The sequence below is a fragment of the Sorangium aterium genome (assembly GCF_028368935.1).
GTDB classification, from domain to species: Bacteria; Myxococcota_A; Polyangia; order Polyangiales; family Polyangiaceae; genus Sorangium; species Sorangium atrum.
In genome coordinates, this window is record NZ_JAQNDK010000004.1 from 469498 (window position 1) to 486441 (window position 16944).

The 16944-nt window shown below is 65.8% G+C and carries 11 protein-coding genes; 1 reads left to right on the forward strand and 10 read right to left on the reverse strand.

The features are described 5' to 3' along the window. Positions 1-206 precede the first annotated feature (206 nt). The 10 genes from POL72_RS33150 to POL72_RS33195 form a co-directional block, all read right to left on the reverse strand. The gene (locus tag POL72_RS33150; RefSeq protein WP_272100715.1) at positions 207-389 is read right to left on the reverse strand and encodes an HNH endonuclease signature motif containing protein; all 183 of its coding nucleotides are present in this window, start codon (positions 387-389) and stop codon (positions 207-209) included. Then, the gene (locus POL72_RS33155) at positions 386-1096 is read right to left on the reverse strand and encodes a PDDEXK nuclease domain-containing protein (RefSeq protein WP_272101790.1); all 711 of its coding nucleotides are present in this window, start codon (positions 1094-1096) and stop codon (positions 386-388) included. Before POL72_RS33155 ends, POL72_RS33150 begins: the two co-directional genes overlap by 4 nt. 368 nt (positions 1097-1464) lie before the next feature. Beyond that, on the reverse strand, positions 1465-1914 hold the full coding sequence (locus tag POL72_RS33160) for a very short patch repair endonuclease (protein WP_272100717.1): 450 nt from the start codon (positions 1912-1914) through the stop codon (positions 1465-1467). 15 nt (positions 1915-1929) lie between these two features. After that, positions 1930-3075: a PD-(D/E)XK nuclease family protein gene (locus POL72_RS33165; protein ID WP_272100720.1), complete on the reverse strand. Its 1146-nt coding sequence runs from the start codon at positions 3073-3075 to the stop codon at positions 1930-1932. After that, positions 3068-8602 carry a DEAD/DEAH box helicase gene (locus POL72_RS33170; protein ID WP_272100722.1) on the reverse strand — a complete coding sequence of 1845 codons (5535 nt, stop codon included), beginning with the start codon at positions 8600-8602 and terminating at the stop codon, positions 3068-3070. The genes POL72_RS33165 and POL72_RS33170 overlap by 8 nt, the downstream gene beginning before the upstream one ends. Beyond that, positions 8599-9498, reverse strand: coding sequence for a hypothetical protein (locus tag POL72_RS33175; RefSeq protein WP_272100724.1), 900 nt, complete (start codon positions 9496-9498; stop codon positions 8599-8601). Before POL72_RS33175 ends, POL72_RS33170 begins: the two co-directional genes overlap by 4 nt. Beyond that, on the reverse strand, positions 9495-11462 hold the full coding sequence (locus tag POL72_RS33180; RefSeq protein ID WP_272100726.1) for a hypothetical protein: 1968 nt from the start codon (positions 11460-11462) through the stop codon (positions 9495-9497). The genes POL72_RS33175 and POL72_RS33180 overlap by 4 nt, the downstream gene beginning before the upstream one ends. Positions 11463-11471: 9 nt before the next feature. Further along, complete coding sequence (locus POL72_RS33185) at positions 11472-13511, reverse strand: DNA cytosine methyltransferase (protein WP_272100728.1); 2040 nt, start codon at positions 13509-13511, stop codon at positions 11472-11474. An 87-nt stretch (positions 13512-13598) separates the two neighbouring features. Continuing rightward, positions 13599-14291, reverse strand: coding sequence for an excisionase family DNA-binding protein (locus POL72_RS51010; RefSeq protein ID WP_307730647.1), 693 nt, complete (start codon positions 14289-14291; stop codon positions 13599-13601). Continuing rightward, complete coding sequence (locus POL72_RS33195; RefSeq protein ID WP_272100731.1) at positions 14288-14461, reverse strand: hypothetical protein; 174 nt, start codon at positions 14459-14461, stop codon at positions 14288-14290. The genes POL72_RS51010 and POL72_RS33195 overlap by 4 nt, the downstream gene beginning before the upstream one ends. Positions 14462-14965: 504 nt before the next feature. Between POL72_RS33195 and POL72_RS33200 the strand changes: the two genes are divergently transcribed. Beyond that, complete coding sequence (locus tag POL72_RS33200; RefSeq protein WP_272100733.1) at positions 14966-15826, forward strand: hypothetical protein; 861 nt, start codon at positions 14966-14968, stop codon at positions 15824-15826. Positions 15827-16944: the final 1118 nt, after the last annotated feature.

The following is a 16944-nucleotide window of genomic DNA, read 5'->3' on the forward strand; positions in this document are numbered from 1 at the left end:
AGCCGCTGACCTTTCACCAACTCGCCACCGGCCAAACGAGGGCGAATTGAAGAGCTCGCCAGCGTCACCCCGCTCCCTTCCTTTCCTGTTGAACACCCGGTCACGGTGCCACGGCAGATACGTGCGATGGCCATCCGCCAGCCCGCGCACGCGAAGCGGCCGGTCGAGCCCCAGCGTCGTGCACGCTTCGGCGTCGAGCGCGTGGCTCACGACGATCGCCCCGTCGTCCGCCACGGTGAGGTGATGAAGCCGCGGTCGAACGCGGCATCAAGGTGCGGCGCGAGCAGGATTCCGTTGTAGACATCGAGCCGCTCGGCATCCGTCTCGCAGTCAGCCCACGGCTTGATGTGGCTCGCGCGCAGGAGCGCGGGCACGGCAAGCCCCGTCACGGCGCAGCGCCCCTCCCACAGGTCGGCTGGCGCTCGTGGCGGTCGAGCCAGCGCAGGTACAGCTCCATCTGGCCGGAGTCGGCTGGCTTGAAGTCGCCGATCTTCAGCTCGAAGGCGACGAGCCGCTGCATGCGCCGGTGGAAGAACAGGAGGTCGAGGTAGTAGTCGTCGCCGTCGAGCGTGATGCGCTTCTGCCGCTCGACGAAGGCGAAGCCCGCCCCCAGCTCGAGGAGGAAGCGCTCGATCTCGCGGAGGATCGCCGATTCGAGGTCCTTCTCGCTGTACGTGTCCGCAAGCTCGAGGAAGTCGAGCATGTACGGGGCGCGGAACACGAGCGCAGGTGAGAGCTCGCCTCTCTCGTGTAGCGCGGCCAGTTCCTTGCGGATCAGCGCCTCCGGCTTCTTGGAGAGCGCTGTACGCTCGAAGAGCATGCCGTCGATACGCTCGGCGAGGACGCGCGTCGACCACCCTTCCACCCGGCACATCTCGGCGTAGAAGGTGCGCTTCAGATCGTCCTCCATGTAGATGAGCTGCTTGAAGTGGCTCCACGACAACTGTGTCCGCAGTGCGGAGACAATCTCTGCGCTGGGGAACGCGCGCGCGAACCGAATCATGTGCCGCAGGCTCTTCTCGCCGAAGCCGCACCCGTAGCGCGCCTCCAATTGTCTCCCCGCTGCGGAGACAATCTCGGGGGGCTCGCGCCGCAAGAGCGCAGCGAGCTCGCCGGTGCGACCGGAAGTTTTACACGCCGCCGCATCGCCCAGGATCCGCAGCTTGTACTCGGCCGTGAAGCGGCGACGGTGTGTCTTGGCCGATACCTCCGTCGGCGCGGTGAACTGGCGTTCATTGCTACCGTCTTTCATTCTATGATCCGGGCTCGCCCTCCTACAATAAATTGTTGGGGGTCCGATGTCTCACTTACGTTGGCACGGAGGGCTCTCTGTTCTGACCTCCGGGGAGGGGGCAGCCGAGAGCGTTTAACCGCGGAGGACCTTCGGGCGGGACGGGGCCGCTGACGTTTGACTGGCCAAAGCGCGATCGCGGTCCGGAGGTCCATGGGTATCCGCACCCGCGATCACCTGCTTGCTCGCGTCTCGCGAGTGCGCTGCCGCACTACTTGCGCGCGCACAGCCCGCTCGATCCAGTCAACGCAGGCGTCTGCGTCGGCTTCGACCTCGTGCTCCCAAATGCGGAGAACCGTCCAGCCGTTTGCTTCAAGCGTGGCGTCGTGTTCCCTGTCCCGTGCCCGGTTGCGACGGATCTTCTCCTTCCAGTAGGGAGAAGTCAGCTTCGCCTCCCACTCATCGAAGCGCCATCCATGCCAGAAGTCTCCATCCACGAATACGACGACCCGTGCTTTGGCGAAGACGAGATCGGGCTTGCCAGGTAGGTGTCGAACGTACTTCCTATATCGAAGGCCGCGCGCGAATGAGAGGCGTCGAATGATCAGCTCGGGCTTCGTGTCCGTCTTGCGAATGCGAGACATCGTTCGTCTGCGCTGTTCGGGGGTCATATTGTCGGCCATGATCGACATCTCCCACTACGGCGCTTGAGAGCGAACGGTCCACACGGCCGTCGTGACTCGGTCAGCTCGAAACACGGCCGGTGCAGTCGACTCCTCAACGTACGCCGCGTCGGTTACCCGCACCGTTTGCTGCGGCTGCGGGATCGCGCCGGAGAACGTGAGCCATTCGCGGCTCAGCCTGGTGACCACCGCAGGACCATTTGCACCCGTCCCCCGTGTAGCGTTCAGGTTGATGGATACGAGCTCGCCACCCTCTACCGATTCGACGACGCCCTCGACATGGGTTCCACACTGGCCGATCCATTGAGGCTCAGCTGTCCTCCAGAAGGCCTCGCAGAATGGGATGCAGGGGCAGAAGCGGCAGGCATCCGGAGACGGCGACGCTCCGCTCTCGAACGGCTTCCCGGCGTGCTGGTTGTACCCATCGAGCACGACCAGCGCACGTCGCCCCTCCTCAGCGGCATCTTGAGCCGAGATCGGAACCTCGGCCCGACTGCGATCCGCTCTTTCGATCACGCCGCGTGCGATCGCGATGCCGTTCTGGTTTGCTAGGTAGGCATACAGGCGAAGCTGCCGAAGCTCGCTCTCCGTGACCGGATCGGAATCGCCAGCAGCCCCGGTCTTGTAGTCGATCACGGTTGCGTTCGCGGAGTCTAGGACGTCGGCGCGCCCTGCTACTCGCCCGTCCTTGCTGACAAGGGCCGCCTCGACCGCCAGGCCGCCGCCTGAACTTCGCGCTATGGCATGTCCTGCTCGCCCGCTCAATGACGCGGCAGCGTCTGCTGCCATCTGCGCGGCTCGCGCTCTAAACAGGTTGTAGAACGGCAGGCGGTCTGGTCCGTCGAACTTCGCATGCAGAAGCGGGTGTGTGGCAGCGAAGAGCTGTCGCATCTTCTCGTCGAAGAAGCGCTCGGCGCCGGATCGCCATTCATCTTCTGTCGTCCCGGCAACCCCGCCCGCTCGCGCTCGCTCGAGGACCGCATGGACGCCTGTCCCAAGAAGCGCGCGGGGGTGAGGCGGCACGAGCTTGCCATCGCCGCCGGCAAGCCAGGCCGCCCGTGATGTGCATTTCATCGCTGCCTCGTAGAGCGTCGGCGAGATGCGCTCGATCCTTTTGATGGTCGGAGGGGTCGGTACCAACATCGATGCCTCGCTACTCATACGGGAACCTTACGGCGCGGAACACCGTGCGGAGCTTCCACGTCCAGCCGCGCGCCTCTGCCTGGGCGACCGCGCTCGAAACCTCCGCACAGAAGTTCGATGGATCTTGATCCCACAGCGGGTGGATCAGGATGAGCACTTCTCCCCTGCCTGGGTCATGGCCCGCGGGCAAGCCCGCGAGCGTGACCTGCGTGTAGGCCAGGCCCTGGAAGTACAGCGCCGCGGTGCGCTGGACCAGCGTGGCCCAATAAGGCTGCGCCAAATCGATCGGCGCCGCTGGATCCAGCGCGAGCCGCACCATGTCGAGCGCAAGCCGCCAATCGAGCAGAGGATGGTACGGCATGTTCCCGTACTCGCGGAGGCATCGATGGCACGAGTTTGAGCACTCGTCCTCGTGCGGGGAGCTGACGATTGGGTCATAGAAGGTGCGAGATTGAGGGCCGCCGTTTCCGAGCATGAAATGCAGCAGCTTCTCGAACTCTGCGGGCGTTCCAAGATGCGTACTGTATCCAGCGCCGTTCTCAAGGCTGTCGGAGACGAAGATTCGCGCCGAAGGCGGTGCGAACGGCGTTCGCATGTCCATCAGAGGCTGGATGCCGACGTCGAGCTCCGACTCGGCCACGTCGAGGACCACCGCGGCAGCCCGCCGGGCAAGGAATCCGAACGAGTACCACGCGGCTCGCGCTTCAGGATTGGCGGGATTGAGCGTCACACCGACGGGAGCCCTCTTGATTCCGGCGACGAGAACGTCTGTATTCGCGATTGAGGCAAGCGCTCGCGTAAGTGGCGCGGCCGTGGTGTCATACTGCGGGCCTCGGACTGCACGCTGCCGATCTGTCGGAAGGTCCTGCAGCGCGCGCTGAAACGCTTGGTCGACGACCCAGATGTCGCCCACGACGACCTTCTGGAAAACGAAGTCGTCCCCGCCGTTGTCGTTGACCCGATGGATCCTCGCGGGACCGCGGTCCACCTCGAAGTTTAGACGGTGGGTGGGGCTGCCCGGGGCGCGCCCCATACGCGCGCGCAATGCACGCGGAGTAAACTCGAACGCTCCATTGTATTCGGCTTCCGCGGCCCACCAGGTCATGAAGCCCGGAGGTTCAGAGAGATCGACGGTCCGGTAGTCGTTCCTTGTGCGCGGCGCAGCGCAGAACGGGCAGCCGCCGATCGGAGCCGGTGTCTCCACGAGAGCCTGGCACCTCCGGCAAATGCCGACCTGTACCGGGTTTCCGAGCGGATCAGGCGACGTTTGAACGCTCCCGCCCGCCGGGAAGTAGTCAACGACCCCCACCGACGTAAGAAGCTCATCGTCTTTCACGGTTTGGGCGCCGGGGGCGAACTGGCTGATTGCGATGTCGAGCTGCCGGTCGACTATTCCGCGTTCAGGAGGCCAGCCGCCGTCTGCAGACGGAGGACCTCCGTGGAAGAGGTAGCGAACGCGCGTTGGGAAGCCGAACATCGGGAGTACGCCATGGGAGGCAAGGCGCTCGCTGAGCGCATGGTGGCCCATGCTGTTCTGCGCCACGGCGTCGATCGCGCGCAGCAGATCGTTGGTCACATGCTGAACCATTGCTGCGATATCCGTAGCCGTATCGAGCGCGGTCCGCCGCACGACAGCGCGACAGACATCTTGAATAATCTGGGCGTTGACGCTTACCCACGCAGCGACCGCACCTCGGTAGCCAGACCAGTCGGAGACGGAGCCGAACTCCCCGTGCACATTGTCGCCGCTGTACGGGAGCTGCAGCGGCTCAAACGCTCTTCGCAGCACCTCCTTGTTTACAACGCGCTTCGCAATCTCCGGCCGTGTGACGTCCACGTAAGGTGGCGGTGGCGGCTCGGCTGTGATGAGCCACGGGCGCTCGAAGTAATAGTCGTCGTGACTGCGGCCGCGGCATAGAGTGAGTGCGGCGGACATTCCAAGGCCTCGGCGTCCCGCCCGCCCAACTCGCTGCTGGTAGTTGAACCGCACCGGCGGCATGTTTGCGAGCGCGATCGCTTGGAGAGCGCCGATATCCACGCCCGCTTCCATAGTGGTCGTTACGCTTAGGAGGTCGACGCCGGTCGCGATCTCAACTTCATCGGCCATGAACACTTCCTGGAATCGCCGCTGCCTGAGGCGGCGATCGATTCGGTTCGTCTGGCCCGTCAGCTCCTCGCAGTTCAATCGGAACGGGGCATCCGCGCAGCGCGCGAGGTACTCGTAATAGTCGCTCGGCAGGCCCCTCGTTGAATGCGACGCCGGGTTGGGCGGCAGCTGCCCGCGGCACGCCGTGCAGTAACCGGCAGATGCGTGGAGATGCGAGCACCCGCAGCGTGTGCACACGTACACATCAATATTCCCGGACGCGTCGGGCCGCGGGCTCACGACGGTGAAGGAATCAGGATCGACGAGCCACTGCCCGAGGCATGCACCAAGGACGCGCACGACGTCCCTTTGGAGATCGTTAGCGGTCATCCCCAGCGGCGGCGCAACCTGTTCCAAGAACGTACTGACGTATTCTGGCGGCTGCCCGCGGCCTTGTGCATCGCCTCCCGTCCAGCGCCACTTCTGCGCGAGCATGCGCACTACGCTCGCAGCGGCTTGTTCGGTGGGCGTTGCCGGCGGTGCGTTGCCCGTCCACAAGTAGCCAAGCCCCAGCGATTCGAAGTCTCTTGCAGCGGAGGCGAAAAAGACGCTCGAAATCACGCTGGCGCGAAACGAATTCTCGATCCTCGCCTGAAGGTTCTGTTCGAGCGGCTGCAGCCCGGCCTTGTACGCAGGCGGCGAAGCGGACCAGTCGATCAGCTCCGTCCACACGACCTTCGGTCCCTGTCGCTGCGGCTGGTAGCGCGATACGGATGGCAGCGGGCCGCCGGGATTCATGCCCAGCGCGAGGAGCCGCTGCCTCACCAGGTCGAGGACCTGCCTGAACGTCATGAACATTAACGGGCCTGGCGGAACGGGGGCTCGCAGCATGCCCGGCTGGGGGCCGCCCGTTGCAGCGTGCCTCGAGAGGTCGCCGACGACGTCGCCTGGGAGCGCGGTCATGAGTTCCTTGCGGCGCTGGTTCTCTGGTTCGGATAGGCCTTCGTCCTCCCTCTTCCTCAGGAGATTGTGGAGCTCGACGGCTTGGGCGTGAACAGTGAGTTGCTGCTGATGCTGCCGAAGCGAAGCGGCCCCTGCCTCTCCTAGTAACGTAAACGCAATCTGTCGGAGTGTATCTCGGTAGTGCGCCAGCTTGATGCCGGTCGAGAGTTTGGCGGCATCAAGGCGCGAGTCGGAGAACAGCACGAGCTTTCGCGCTGGCCCCGGCGGCATTTCTCGAACGACGGCGTCCCCAAGGATCTGCATGATGCGCTGAAAGCCGGAGCCGAGATCACGGATTGGAGATTTCACGCCGAGGCGACGGCCCCAATCGGCGGCGCAGTGGGGACATTTCGCGGGGAACGCTTCCGCGTCATCCACAGGGGCCGTAAATGCATAGCCGGCCACGTCGTTCGAACCAGCGCTGCGCCGGCCTGGATTGATCGAGAGGCGGCCCTCGATGATGTCGAGCGATGCAGGGCACCACTGGTAGCCGGCTTGACCATCCTGCTGCCATCGCCACGACGGACCTGCGTGGGTGCTCCGCACGAGCGGCGTGGTGCCCGCAGGCCAAAAGACAAGGTACTCTCCATGAGTTCGATCAAGCGAAGCCGAACGGTCCGGTACATGATTCAAGTCTGGGAAGTCGGGCGACAGAAACCACGCGTTGTTGGTGTTGTCGTCCTCGTCCCGGTATCCGCCGATGAACACCTCGCCGCACGGCTGGCAGTAGAGGAGCTCCAGAACTCGGGCGTTGCAACTGTCACAGCGAGGGCGGGGCTCTACGTAGAAGCGTCCTACGGGTGGCGTTGGAGCACCGCGAAGGGTCGTGCGCTTCCGCCCTGTGCACGCTGGGTTGACGCAAACCCAAAGCCGTCCGGCATTGTGGAAGAAGTAGTGCACACGAAGCGGCAGCGGAGCCACATTCGCTCCACCGCGCGGCTGCCGTGCTGCCACCAGAGCGCGAACAACCGCACGCGCGGCTTCGGGCGCATCGGGAACCGCGCCGAAGAGCGCAGCTGCGAGCCGGCTCAAGGTGAACGGCGCGCTCGCACCCTCCTGCCGCACGCGCTCGAGGATGCCCGTTTGAGCGAGGACATCGCCCAGCTTCTGTTCGGCGGTCGTGCCGGCCGAATTCACGCCGGCATCCAACGCCAGGCCTGCGACGGCCTGATTGAGGTCGCCCGCTTCCAGACGGCGCGCGAACAAACAAAAGGAGCTTGGACCCGGAGCGGTCCCGCCGATGGGGAACGTCGCTCTGTTCCCATCGATGATTCGGAACGACTTCCGATCGCGGCCGAAGAATTGCTCCAGGTACTCGAGGCTGTCCGGATCATTCGCCTCCATCGACGCACTTGTCGCGATGATGCGTAGCTGCGGAGAGTCCGGCGTCAACCCCAGCCGGTGCAGCAACGCGCGGAGGAGGTAGCCAACCTCCGTTCCCGGCGTTCCTCGGTATGTGTGAAGCTCGTCGACGATCAGATGGAAGTGGTTCCGGGTGCGATCGCTCGCCAGCCACGTGCGCGTCTGGTCGAAGATCGTGCCTTCGATGCTGCGCATCAGCATGATGTTCAGCATGCTGTAGTTCGTGATGAGGATGTCCGGCGGATCTTCCTGCATATCCCACCGGGACCACATTTCCGAACCTTGGGGATCCTGAAAATAAGAGAGGACGTCATCGTTGGCCGATCGGGCCGCCGATAGCTGCGCGCGGCCCCACTCGCTCTCCATCTCCTTCAGGCGGCGCTTAAGCTCCTGTCGCTTGGAAGGATTCGTCTGCGGCCCCGAAACCGGCGTCGAACCGGTGTACCGGCCGAACCAGTAGCGATTGCCGCTACGCTTCATCGACAGCCACGTGCGCCCATCGGGGCTGTCGCAAGCCCGGCGGATTCTGCCGAGCTGGTCTTCGATGAGCGCGTTGAGCGGATACAAGAAGAGGGCGCGGAGTGCTTTTGCGCGGCCAGTGTCGTGGGCGCGTTGCGGGATACGCTGCTGTTTGCGGAAGTTCCACCAGAGCGCTCGCGCAGAGGGAGCCGCGGGCGCACCCCAGGTGGCCGACTCTTCGACAAGCGCCGCGAAGACCGGAAGCAGGTAGCACTCGGTCTTGCCGGAGCCGGTGCCCGTTGTGACCACGACGGCTTCGCCAGCTCTCGACGCCTTCCAGGCATCGAGCTGGTGCTGAAAGAGTTCGCGCCCCGCAGGGAACAGGCCGCCGCTCTCGACGTACTCCGCGACCTCCTGCGGCGCGCCGAGGTGCCTGCAAGCCGCCCGAACCGTCATGCCCGAGGACTCGTAGGGGACAATGGGCTCAAAGAGCGGGTTCCTGTAGAGCTGGCGGTCCTGATCCAGAAGGTCCCGCCGTTCCTCCATCAGAGCGGGGTACCGAAGCCGGAAAGGACTGTCTAAGTAGCGCAGATACGCGCTGCGCAACTCGTTGAAGGTGAGGAACGGATCGTTCATCGCTTTGCCTCTGGCATCGGAACACCCTGCCCCAAGCCGACGAGCAGCATTGAGGCAATACGAGGATCAACGCTCTCGAAGAGAATCTCGCCTTCGCTGGCAGCGCTCGGGCGGCCGCCCGCGAGACACGCGGCGCGCGCATAGATCGCGGGCAGCGGAGCCCATGTTGGGACACGCAGGCGCCCCTCGTCGTGCGAATAATTCACGATTCGTGCACCCCTCACGTATGCCGCGCAATATATCGACGCACGCTTCTCGATCTCTCTCATGCCGGTCTTCCCAGCGTGTACCAGGTAGCGCCTGACGCCCTGTCGATTGCTGTACTCACGAACCGTGCGATCGAGCCGCTCGTTCACCCACTTTTCGTCCTGGAACGACCACGAGCGCACGGACCAGTTGATTGGCTCCTGCGCGGGCTGGCCAGCGTCAACCATAGCCCTGATCGGCGGCAGCCGTGTCGAGAGGATCGCTGCCGCATTGGCGACATATTCGATTCCGAGGCTCTCGGCGAGTCCGGCAACCGCTTCCCGCGCACCCGTCACGTGCACGCGTGTGAGCCCTGCAATAGGCTCGGCTGTCGTGACCATGACATTGGATGAACCGGCTCCACAGAGCCGATCCATGATCGACCGCGTCCGCCCGCCCACAAACAGGTGCTCTCGGTTTTGTGAGAGGCCGACCAGAGCCGGACGCAGCATCCGCCAGCGTCGGGACCCCTCGACGAAGAAGTCGACGTGACTCAGGTCGGAGAAGGCAATGCGCAGGGTGCGGACACGGGACTGCGCGTCGAGGGGGTCTTGGTCGCCCGTGAGCTCCTCAACAGCCTCGCGGAATGCTCCCCATGCGCCGGAGCCGAGGTGGGTCATCCATTCGAGGAGGAGATCCCACGTCTTCATCTCCGCCTCCGTCCGGCCCGCTTGCTTGATCTCGCTGCTTCCATCAGCTGGCGCCATTCGGCGCTGAGGCGCTCGTCTCTGCACCCATGTTGGCAGAGGAAATCCGGCCGCCGTATGCCCGCCTGGTACACGGTGTCGGCCCAGCTTGCGCCACTCTTCTTGCCGCGTGCAGGGGCGCCCGGTCGCGGAGCAGGCCGGCTGAGTATGTGATCGTGGATGTGAAGAGCTTTCGCCCCTGGGCCTGATGCAACGCGGACCGCCCAACGCACCTGGAAGCTTGGCCGAACCAGAGCACCCTCGGAGGGCGCGAAGATGCTCTCGCTTTCGCCTGGCCCAGCTCCGAGAAGAACCCAGTGGCCCGCTGGAACAGCCACGGGAATCGGCTGATCGATGTCCGGCCCTAACCACGATCGGCAATCAGTGTGAACGGCACCTTTCAGGACCGTTACCCGCTGCCGCAGCCGATTTCCAATCTCGATGACGTGCTGGCCCGCAGCTCCGAGCAGGTCCGTGTGAACCCGTCCTCCGTCGTCGAGGCGCACCTCCTGTCCGTCGACCTTTGCGACGAGGCCACGATGCGAGCCGAGCACGGTCAGCCGTGCAGGAGCGGACTCCAGCCAGCTCCATCGTCGCCCCAGCCGCAGCCCGCCCTCCGGGATCAGTGCAAGGCTCGTTTCAACTCCGAGGCGCTCCAGGCCCGGAGGCGGGGAACATTCGTTCGTCGCGCGAACGTCGGTGAACAGGCACCAGCCGGTTGGGATGGTGTCGTCTCGGCGAGGACGAACCCGTTCGTGGCTCAATGCCTGCAGATAGCGAGCAACGTCGTCAACGAGAGGCTCAGCGCAGAGGACCGCGCAGTCTGTGTCGGCCCGAAGGACTCGATCCGAGACAAAACCGGTGTACTCCTCGGATGGCGTGAGCGGCAGAACGCGTGCGCGGCGTAGCTGGAGGTAGTAGCGCCCCCCGTTGTTGCTGCGGGTTCCGATGCGGACGCCGTTCTCGAGGAGCTGCCCATCATCACGCCCGAGTTGAACAGGCTCGTACCAGCCGTCTTGGCTGGAGGCAAACACGAGTTCTCTGTCTTCGATCAGCTCTGGAAACCCGGAGGGCCTTCGGGCGAGGAGATGAAGCTGCGCGCGGCGCCGGCGAATGTCCATCCAGAGTTCGATCGTTGCCGTTCGTGCGCCGGATGAATCCACCCGGCATCCGTCCCAACGCTCAAGCTCGTGAGCTACCTGGCGGACGACGAACGGCCGGCGGTGACGATCCTTCAATGCGTTCTGGCCCGATTCCGTGAGGTGACGCCACGGCCCGGACGCTTCGTAGAGGTCGTACGTGAGGCGATCGAGCGGCGCGCGCGCGCCGGGCTCGTAACCGTAGGCATCGAAGAACTGCGGCAGCCGCTCGATGTCAACTTGCCGAAGTGGTACGTGCGCAAACGGGTATGCGACGTAGCGTCGCACGCCAACGGCGTCCGGAGCGGCAAGTTCGCGCCCGTAGTGCACTTTCAGCCAGGCAGCCAGCTCGTCCCAAAGATCGATGAACGCGTCTCCCTCGAAGCCGACCGGATACGACCTAGCCAGATCGCATCCGAGCATCTCGGCGAGCCGCGGGTAGAAGGCGCGGCCTGTGTGCTCGTCGTCCGTGCGCATGTGGAACGCGGCGAGCACGGAGAGCGCGAGAAAGCCGATCCCGAACGGCACGTCGTTGGGTGACGTCGACTTCAGGGCGCGGAGCTTCTTCGCGCTGCTCAGGACGCGGTGCCGATACATGCCAGCGACCGCTGCTGTGAAGTCGGCTTCTGCTTCCTCGGGGGAGCGTCCTCCCTCGCCTGCTTCCTCGAGTGCTGCTGCGAGCGTTCGTGGAGCGACCGTGAGCAGAACAATGCCCTCGCAGGAGTGCGCAAGGAGGCAGTGCTCCGCGAGCATGTAGTTCCAGAGGATGTACCGGCCCTCGGAGCTCATTTTTGTCGCTCACAGATTCAGCATAAATTCAGCGATGGCTTTTGTGACGAGCGGGCACACTGCATTCGCCAGTTGCTGCTGCTTGTGAACCAGCCCTCCTGGTTTGCCGCTTGCGGTTCCGGCGAACCGGAACCAGTCAGGGAATGACTGCAGACGTGAGGCCTCTCTCAGCGAGAGGCCTCGATGTTGGCTCGGATGAACCAGCATACTCTTTCGGTAGTGGCCGATCGTGATCGATGGCTCGTCCCACCGGAGCCTGCGGTAGATGTTGCTGTGCGTCCGCGAGACGTCGGCGTAGTTCGTCATCTGGTCGCGGATGCTTTCCCAGTTCCCGCCCGCAGGGATGCTGCGATAGCGCTCGATGACATAGTCAGCGTGCCTCGAGGTGACGTGATCGAAGGCGACGCCGTGCTCCGCGCCTGCCCGTGCGTACCGAAGGAATTCGTTCTCTTGAAGAACTTCATCCGAAGGCTCGTCGTACGACGCGCGCTCCTCCGACTCTCCGTTCCCGATCCGCGGAAGGTCGGCGATCGCGTTTCGGACAGTGACAAAAGGGCGCGACGGGTTCCCGTGAGAAGGCTTCGGGAAAGGGCCCCACGGCCCGAAGTCGTCTGCCGAGTAGCCGAGATCGCGATGCAGCCCCATAAGGAAAAAGCGTGTGCGGTTCTGGGGCACGCCGTACCAGACGGCGTCGAGCAGCTTCGGGAAGAGCACGTAGCCGGCCGCCTTCAATCGCCGCTCGATCACATCGACGACGGAGACCGACGTGCCGGCGTTCGGCGTCCAAAGAATTCCTTGAACATTCTCCATCAGGAAGCCGAGAGGCCGGAGCCGCAGGATGTACTTGATGAAGACGTCGACTAACTCGTTGTGTGGATTGCTCGCGGACCAGGAGTTTCGATTGGCCATCGAGAAGCCCTGGCACGGCGGACCGCCGATCAGGAAAGTAGCGCCTCCCGCTTCGCGAGCCACGGCCTCGGCGCGCTCAAGAACCGCCTTCTCGCGAAGGTCTGCCGCTTCGCTCGATTCGGGCGTTCTCGAAGCGGGCCGGAGGCGCGCCGCGCGCTCGAATGACTTGTGGTTGGCGCGGAGCGTCTGGACGAAGATCGGGTTTGCTTCGCCGGAGTAGATGATCCGATAGCGTCCTTGTGGGCCGCCGCCGAGCAAGAATCCAAGCCCCATCCCTCCGGCCCCCGAGAAGAGCTCAATGACATTGAGGATGGATGCAGCCTGTCGCAGCAGTCCTTTCGTGGACGTTTGGATCTGAGGCAGCTCAGCCTGCGCGCGAGCGTCCTGCTGCCGCGCAAGTGCGATATTTGCGCGCGCCGTGATTGCAGATGCGGCCCCCGACGGCTCTGCCCCAGTTCTTGCAGCCTCTCTACGCTTCTCGTTCCTAGAGGCGCGACGTATCCACCGAGCGTGCGCGACAAGCTGGACGAGATCAGCGAGGCCTGCATCAAACGATGCAAGACCAATAATGGTGCCTCGGTGGACGCCTTGGATGCCGCCGACCTGTGCTGCGAAGAGCCACCCCGTGCCGGCCGGAAGGGCCACAGTCGCGAGCTTTGCAGCGCTGCACTCGAGCTCAGCACCATCAGGCATCACTGTCGAGATGTCCCTCCACCTTCCGCGTTCGAGCACATCCGCGGCTGCAACGGTGGGACGCCCGCGCTCGTTCAGCTGCACGACGGTGCTCGGGCGGATTTGAACGACGAACGGGAGATCCCGCTCGCCGAGCATCTCCAAGAACGCGGAGGCCGAGCCGTAGGACGTCCCAGCGACCACCACCGGCTGGCCTCCGTCCGCAGCGCGATCGACGAGCTTCGAGGCGAGCTCAATTTTTGCGCTTCGCTTCGAGCGCATGCTTCCCGCCTCGTAAGTCCTGCGGGCGACTACAAGCTTGCTCGCGCCGTTCAGGCGGTGGACTCGCACAGTGATTGTTTGGCCGGTATCCTCGCTGCCTACGCCGGCGAGACGGCGCCGCTCGGCGGCCGTCGAGTTGTCCTCGACGAGCAGGATCTCATCGAAGCGCCCAATGTAATGGGTCACTGTCGCACCCTCCTTCGCTGGTCGGTAGAACCGCGCAGACCCGCCTTGGATGAGACCGAAAGGCACGAGGGGAGGTACGGGCAGCGGTCAACGGGCGTCATCGTCCGCCCTCTTCGATGGGTTGCGGTCACCGGCGCCGCCTCGACGAACCCACTCGTCGCTCTCGTCGGTCTTGAACTTCGAGAGCCTGCCGACGCGATGGGCTGGAACAGCGCGCGGTTCGATCCATCGGTAGATTCTGTCCTTCCCCGCACCGAGATGGCGGGACAACTCTTCGACCGAAACCCACGGCTCAGACATGGTCTGCGGACCTGAACATGCGAGCGCGATCATGTCAGGCTCGCCCGGCCAAAACAAGCGTCGATCTGGCAGGATCGTCGAAACTCCTGAACGACGCCCGCTGCTCGGCTCACGTACCCGCGTGGGCCGCGGCCCGCAGCGTTCGCTCGGCCATCCCGCTCGGTGCCGTCGACCGCCTCGAGCCCGAGCACGCGTGCCTGCGGGTCGGGGGCGAGGAGGAGAAGGCTGGACCACTCGGGCACGCGTAAGCCCCAGCTTGCGCGCGATGGCCGTGCGGTCGGTGACGAAGCCCGGATCGAGCGCGCCCTGTAGGTGGTGCGCGAGGGCCTGCATCCGGGCGACCTTCGCGAGGTGCCGGATGGGCTCGGGCTTCGGGGGCCACGGCTGCCCGGTGAGGAGCACGCGCGAGCTACGGCGGCGTAACAGCGTCTCCGTGAGTACGTGGCAGTGCTTCGGCGTCCGTGAATCGGTCGTCGTCATGCAGCGTCCTGCGAGCGCACGTCGGCGCCGAAGTTCACGAATTCGACCTCGACGACGCCGATGGCCTCCTCCACGCGCACCGCCGCGACGAGCGCGCGTAGCAGACGCCCTCGGTTCTCGGGCGTCATCAGGCGCCAGACGTTCGCGAAGTCGCGCAGCGCGCCGAGCATCCCCTTCACCTCTGCGTCTGCGGCCTCGAGGTTGGCTAGGTCGCGCTCGGTCTCGGCGATGTGGCGTTCGGCGGCGACGCCTCGATCCGCCTCCTATTTCCAGTCCTCGCGGAGCAGGGGCCCGTGGCTCAAGGAAGTGCTACCGCGGCTCCCGCTCAGAAGTGTTAGCAGGGCTCCGCTCGTACACGTCCTCACCGCCCATCTGGACATCCCCCCGCCCATCTGGACAGGGGGTGGGGTCATCTGGACATCCCGCCCGCCCATCTGGACAGGGGGTGGGGTCATCTGGACATCCCGCCCGCTCATCTGGACAGGGGGTAGGGTCATCTGGACATCCCCCTCGCTCATCTGGACATCCCACCTCGCCGCCTCGCCTCCCGGCTCCCCCCACCCGTGTCCAGATCCTGCTCCGCGCTGGACGTCCCCGCGACCGAGCTCATCCTTGCCGCTTTGCGTCGTGCCCCGAGGGGCGCGGATCGCAGGAGGAGGGGTCAGGCAATCATCATGGCAAAGCAAGGACAGGACTTCGAACGCTGGGTCAAGGTCGCCGCCGGGTCGGAGCGGACCGACAACCCGCTGAACATTCCGTACGACATCGCCGTGCGCGAGGCGGTCGCCGCCGCGGCGTTCGTGAAGAAGTACTGGGAGCCCGACGGCGATCGCCCGGGCCTCAAGCGGGTCAAGAGCCGCCTGCCCGCATCGAGCGGCGAGGAGCTGCTCTCCATCGTGCACGCGGTGCAGGAGGCGCAGACGCGGCTGCTCCTCATCGTCGATCCGGCCGTGGCCGATCTCGGCGAGCGCGCCCGGTTCGTCGTCGATGAGCTCGAGTCGGCGCTCGAGTTCCTGCTCGACGACGACGTCGACGAGCCCGCCGACGCGCAGCTCGCGCGCATCAAGGAGTTCCACGCGCAGGACGGCCAGCGCTCGAGCGCCCTCTCCCAGGCGCTCCGCGATTACGCGGGGCTCGCGGAGCCGCTCAAGGACCGCCTGGTCGAGGCGGACGAGGCGTTCGACGTGCGCCTCATCGCCGAGGCCAGGAAGCTCGCGGAGGATCTGCAACAGCGGGCGCTGGAGGCGGCCCCCGAAGCGGGCGCCTCGCCCGCCGCGACCACGATCCGCAACCAGCTGCTGCACCTCATGGTCCAGCGCGTCGGCTCCATCCGGAAGACCGCGGCCCACGTCTTCCGGCGCCACCCCGAGATCGCCCGCGAGGTGACGAGCGCTTACGAGCGGCGCCGGCGCGCGGCGGCGCGGCGCGAGAAGGCCCGTAAGGCCACCGAGTCCGGACAGGCCAACGGCAAGCCGGCGGCGGCGCCGGTGCCCGTGACCCCCGCGCCCGCGACCCCCGCGCCCGCGACCTCCTAGACATCGGCCGGCGCTCGGCCGTCGTAATCCCGGCCGGCTCGCCGTCCGCGCGGAAACTGCGCTCCGAGGCGCGTCCGCTCCCATCCAGCGTCGCCGTTGGCAGCCTTCAGCGACGGCGCCGGAAGCGGAGGACGAGCGCGGCGACCATGCCAACGAGCACGAGCAGGGCACGCCGACCCACGCCCAATCCCGGGGATGCGAGCCAAAGGTGACGGCCACCGCGCCGCACCCGCGAGGCCACGCTCGTTTCCTCAGGCAGCCCATCCTCTCATAGACCGCCCCCCCGGTCCGCCGGAAGGTACGGACCCCGCCGCGGTGCTCCTCGACACCGCGGCCCCGCTATCTGCGCGGGCTCCAGGTGCGCTAGCGCGATCGCGAGCTCGCCGGCGTCCAGCGCCTCGACGTGGCCGAGCTCCACCAGGTGGACGGTGGACGGCGACGGCCCCGAACTCGCGCGGCGCTTCTACCTGGAGGAGATGATCCCCTGACCGAGGAGCGCCCCGTGGCGCGCCCGTGCCGCCGACACCGGCCGCTCCACCCTCACCCTCGGGGGCGACGTGGCCGAGTTCGACCACGTGGACGGGGGACGCACCGAGCTCGCCGACGCGCGCCGCCGCCGAGCTCGTCGGCGTCCTCCTCAACGCCGCGGCCGGTCGCTGTCTGCTCGGCGCCATGTACGACGCCAGAGCGCTCGCGCGATCGCGGGCGTCCTCCTCGACGCCCGCGGCCGCTCCGCGGTCGACGGGGGCCGCGGCGCCGAGCGCGCGCTCGAGGAGCTCGCGGCGACGTGGCCGAGCTCCACCAGGTGGATGGCATGGCGATGGCCACGAGCTCGCCGGCGTCCACCTCGACGCTGCGGCCGCTCCGGGGCGACCGAGCCGCGCCGCCATGTACCGCCCGCTGGCGATGGACCCGGCGCACGCATCGACGCCGGCGACGGACCCGAGCTCGCCGACCATCTCTCGACACCTCGGCCGCGGGGCTGCTCCGGCTCGGCCTACACGTCGGACGGGTTCCCTCCCGGACACCGGACGTCGTTGCCCACGCAGAGGAGCAGAGAGAGGAAGGGCGGTCGACGTGGAAAGAGGCCGGTGGGAGCCGCGTATGGAACCAAGAGG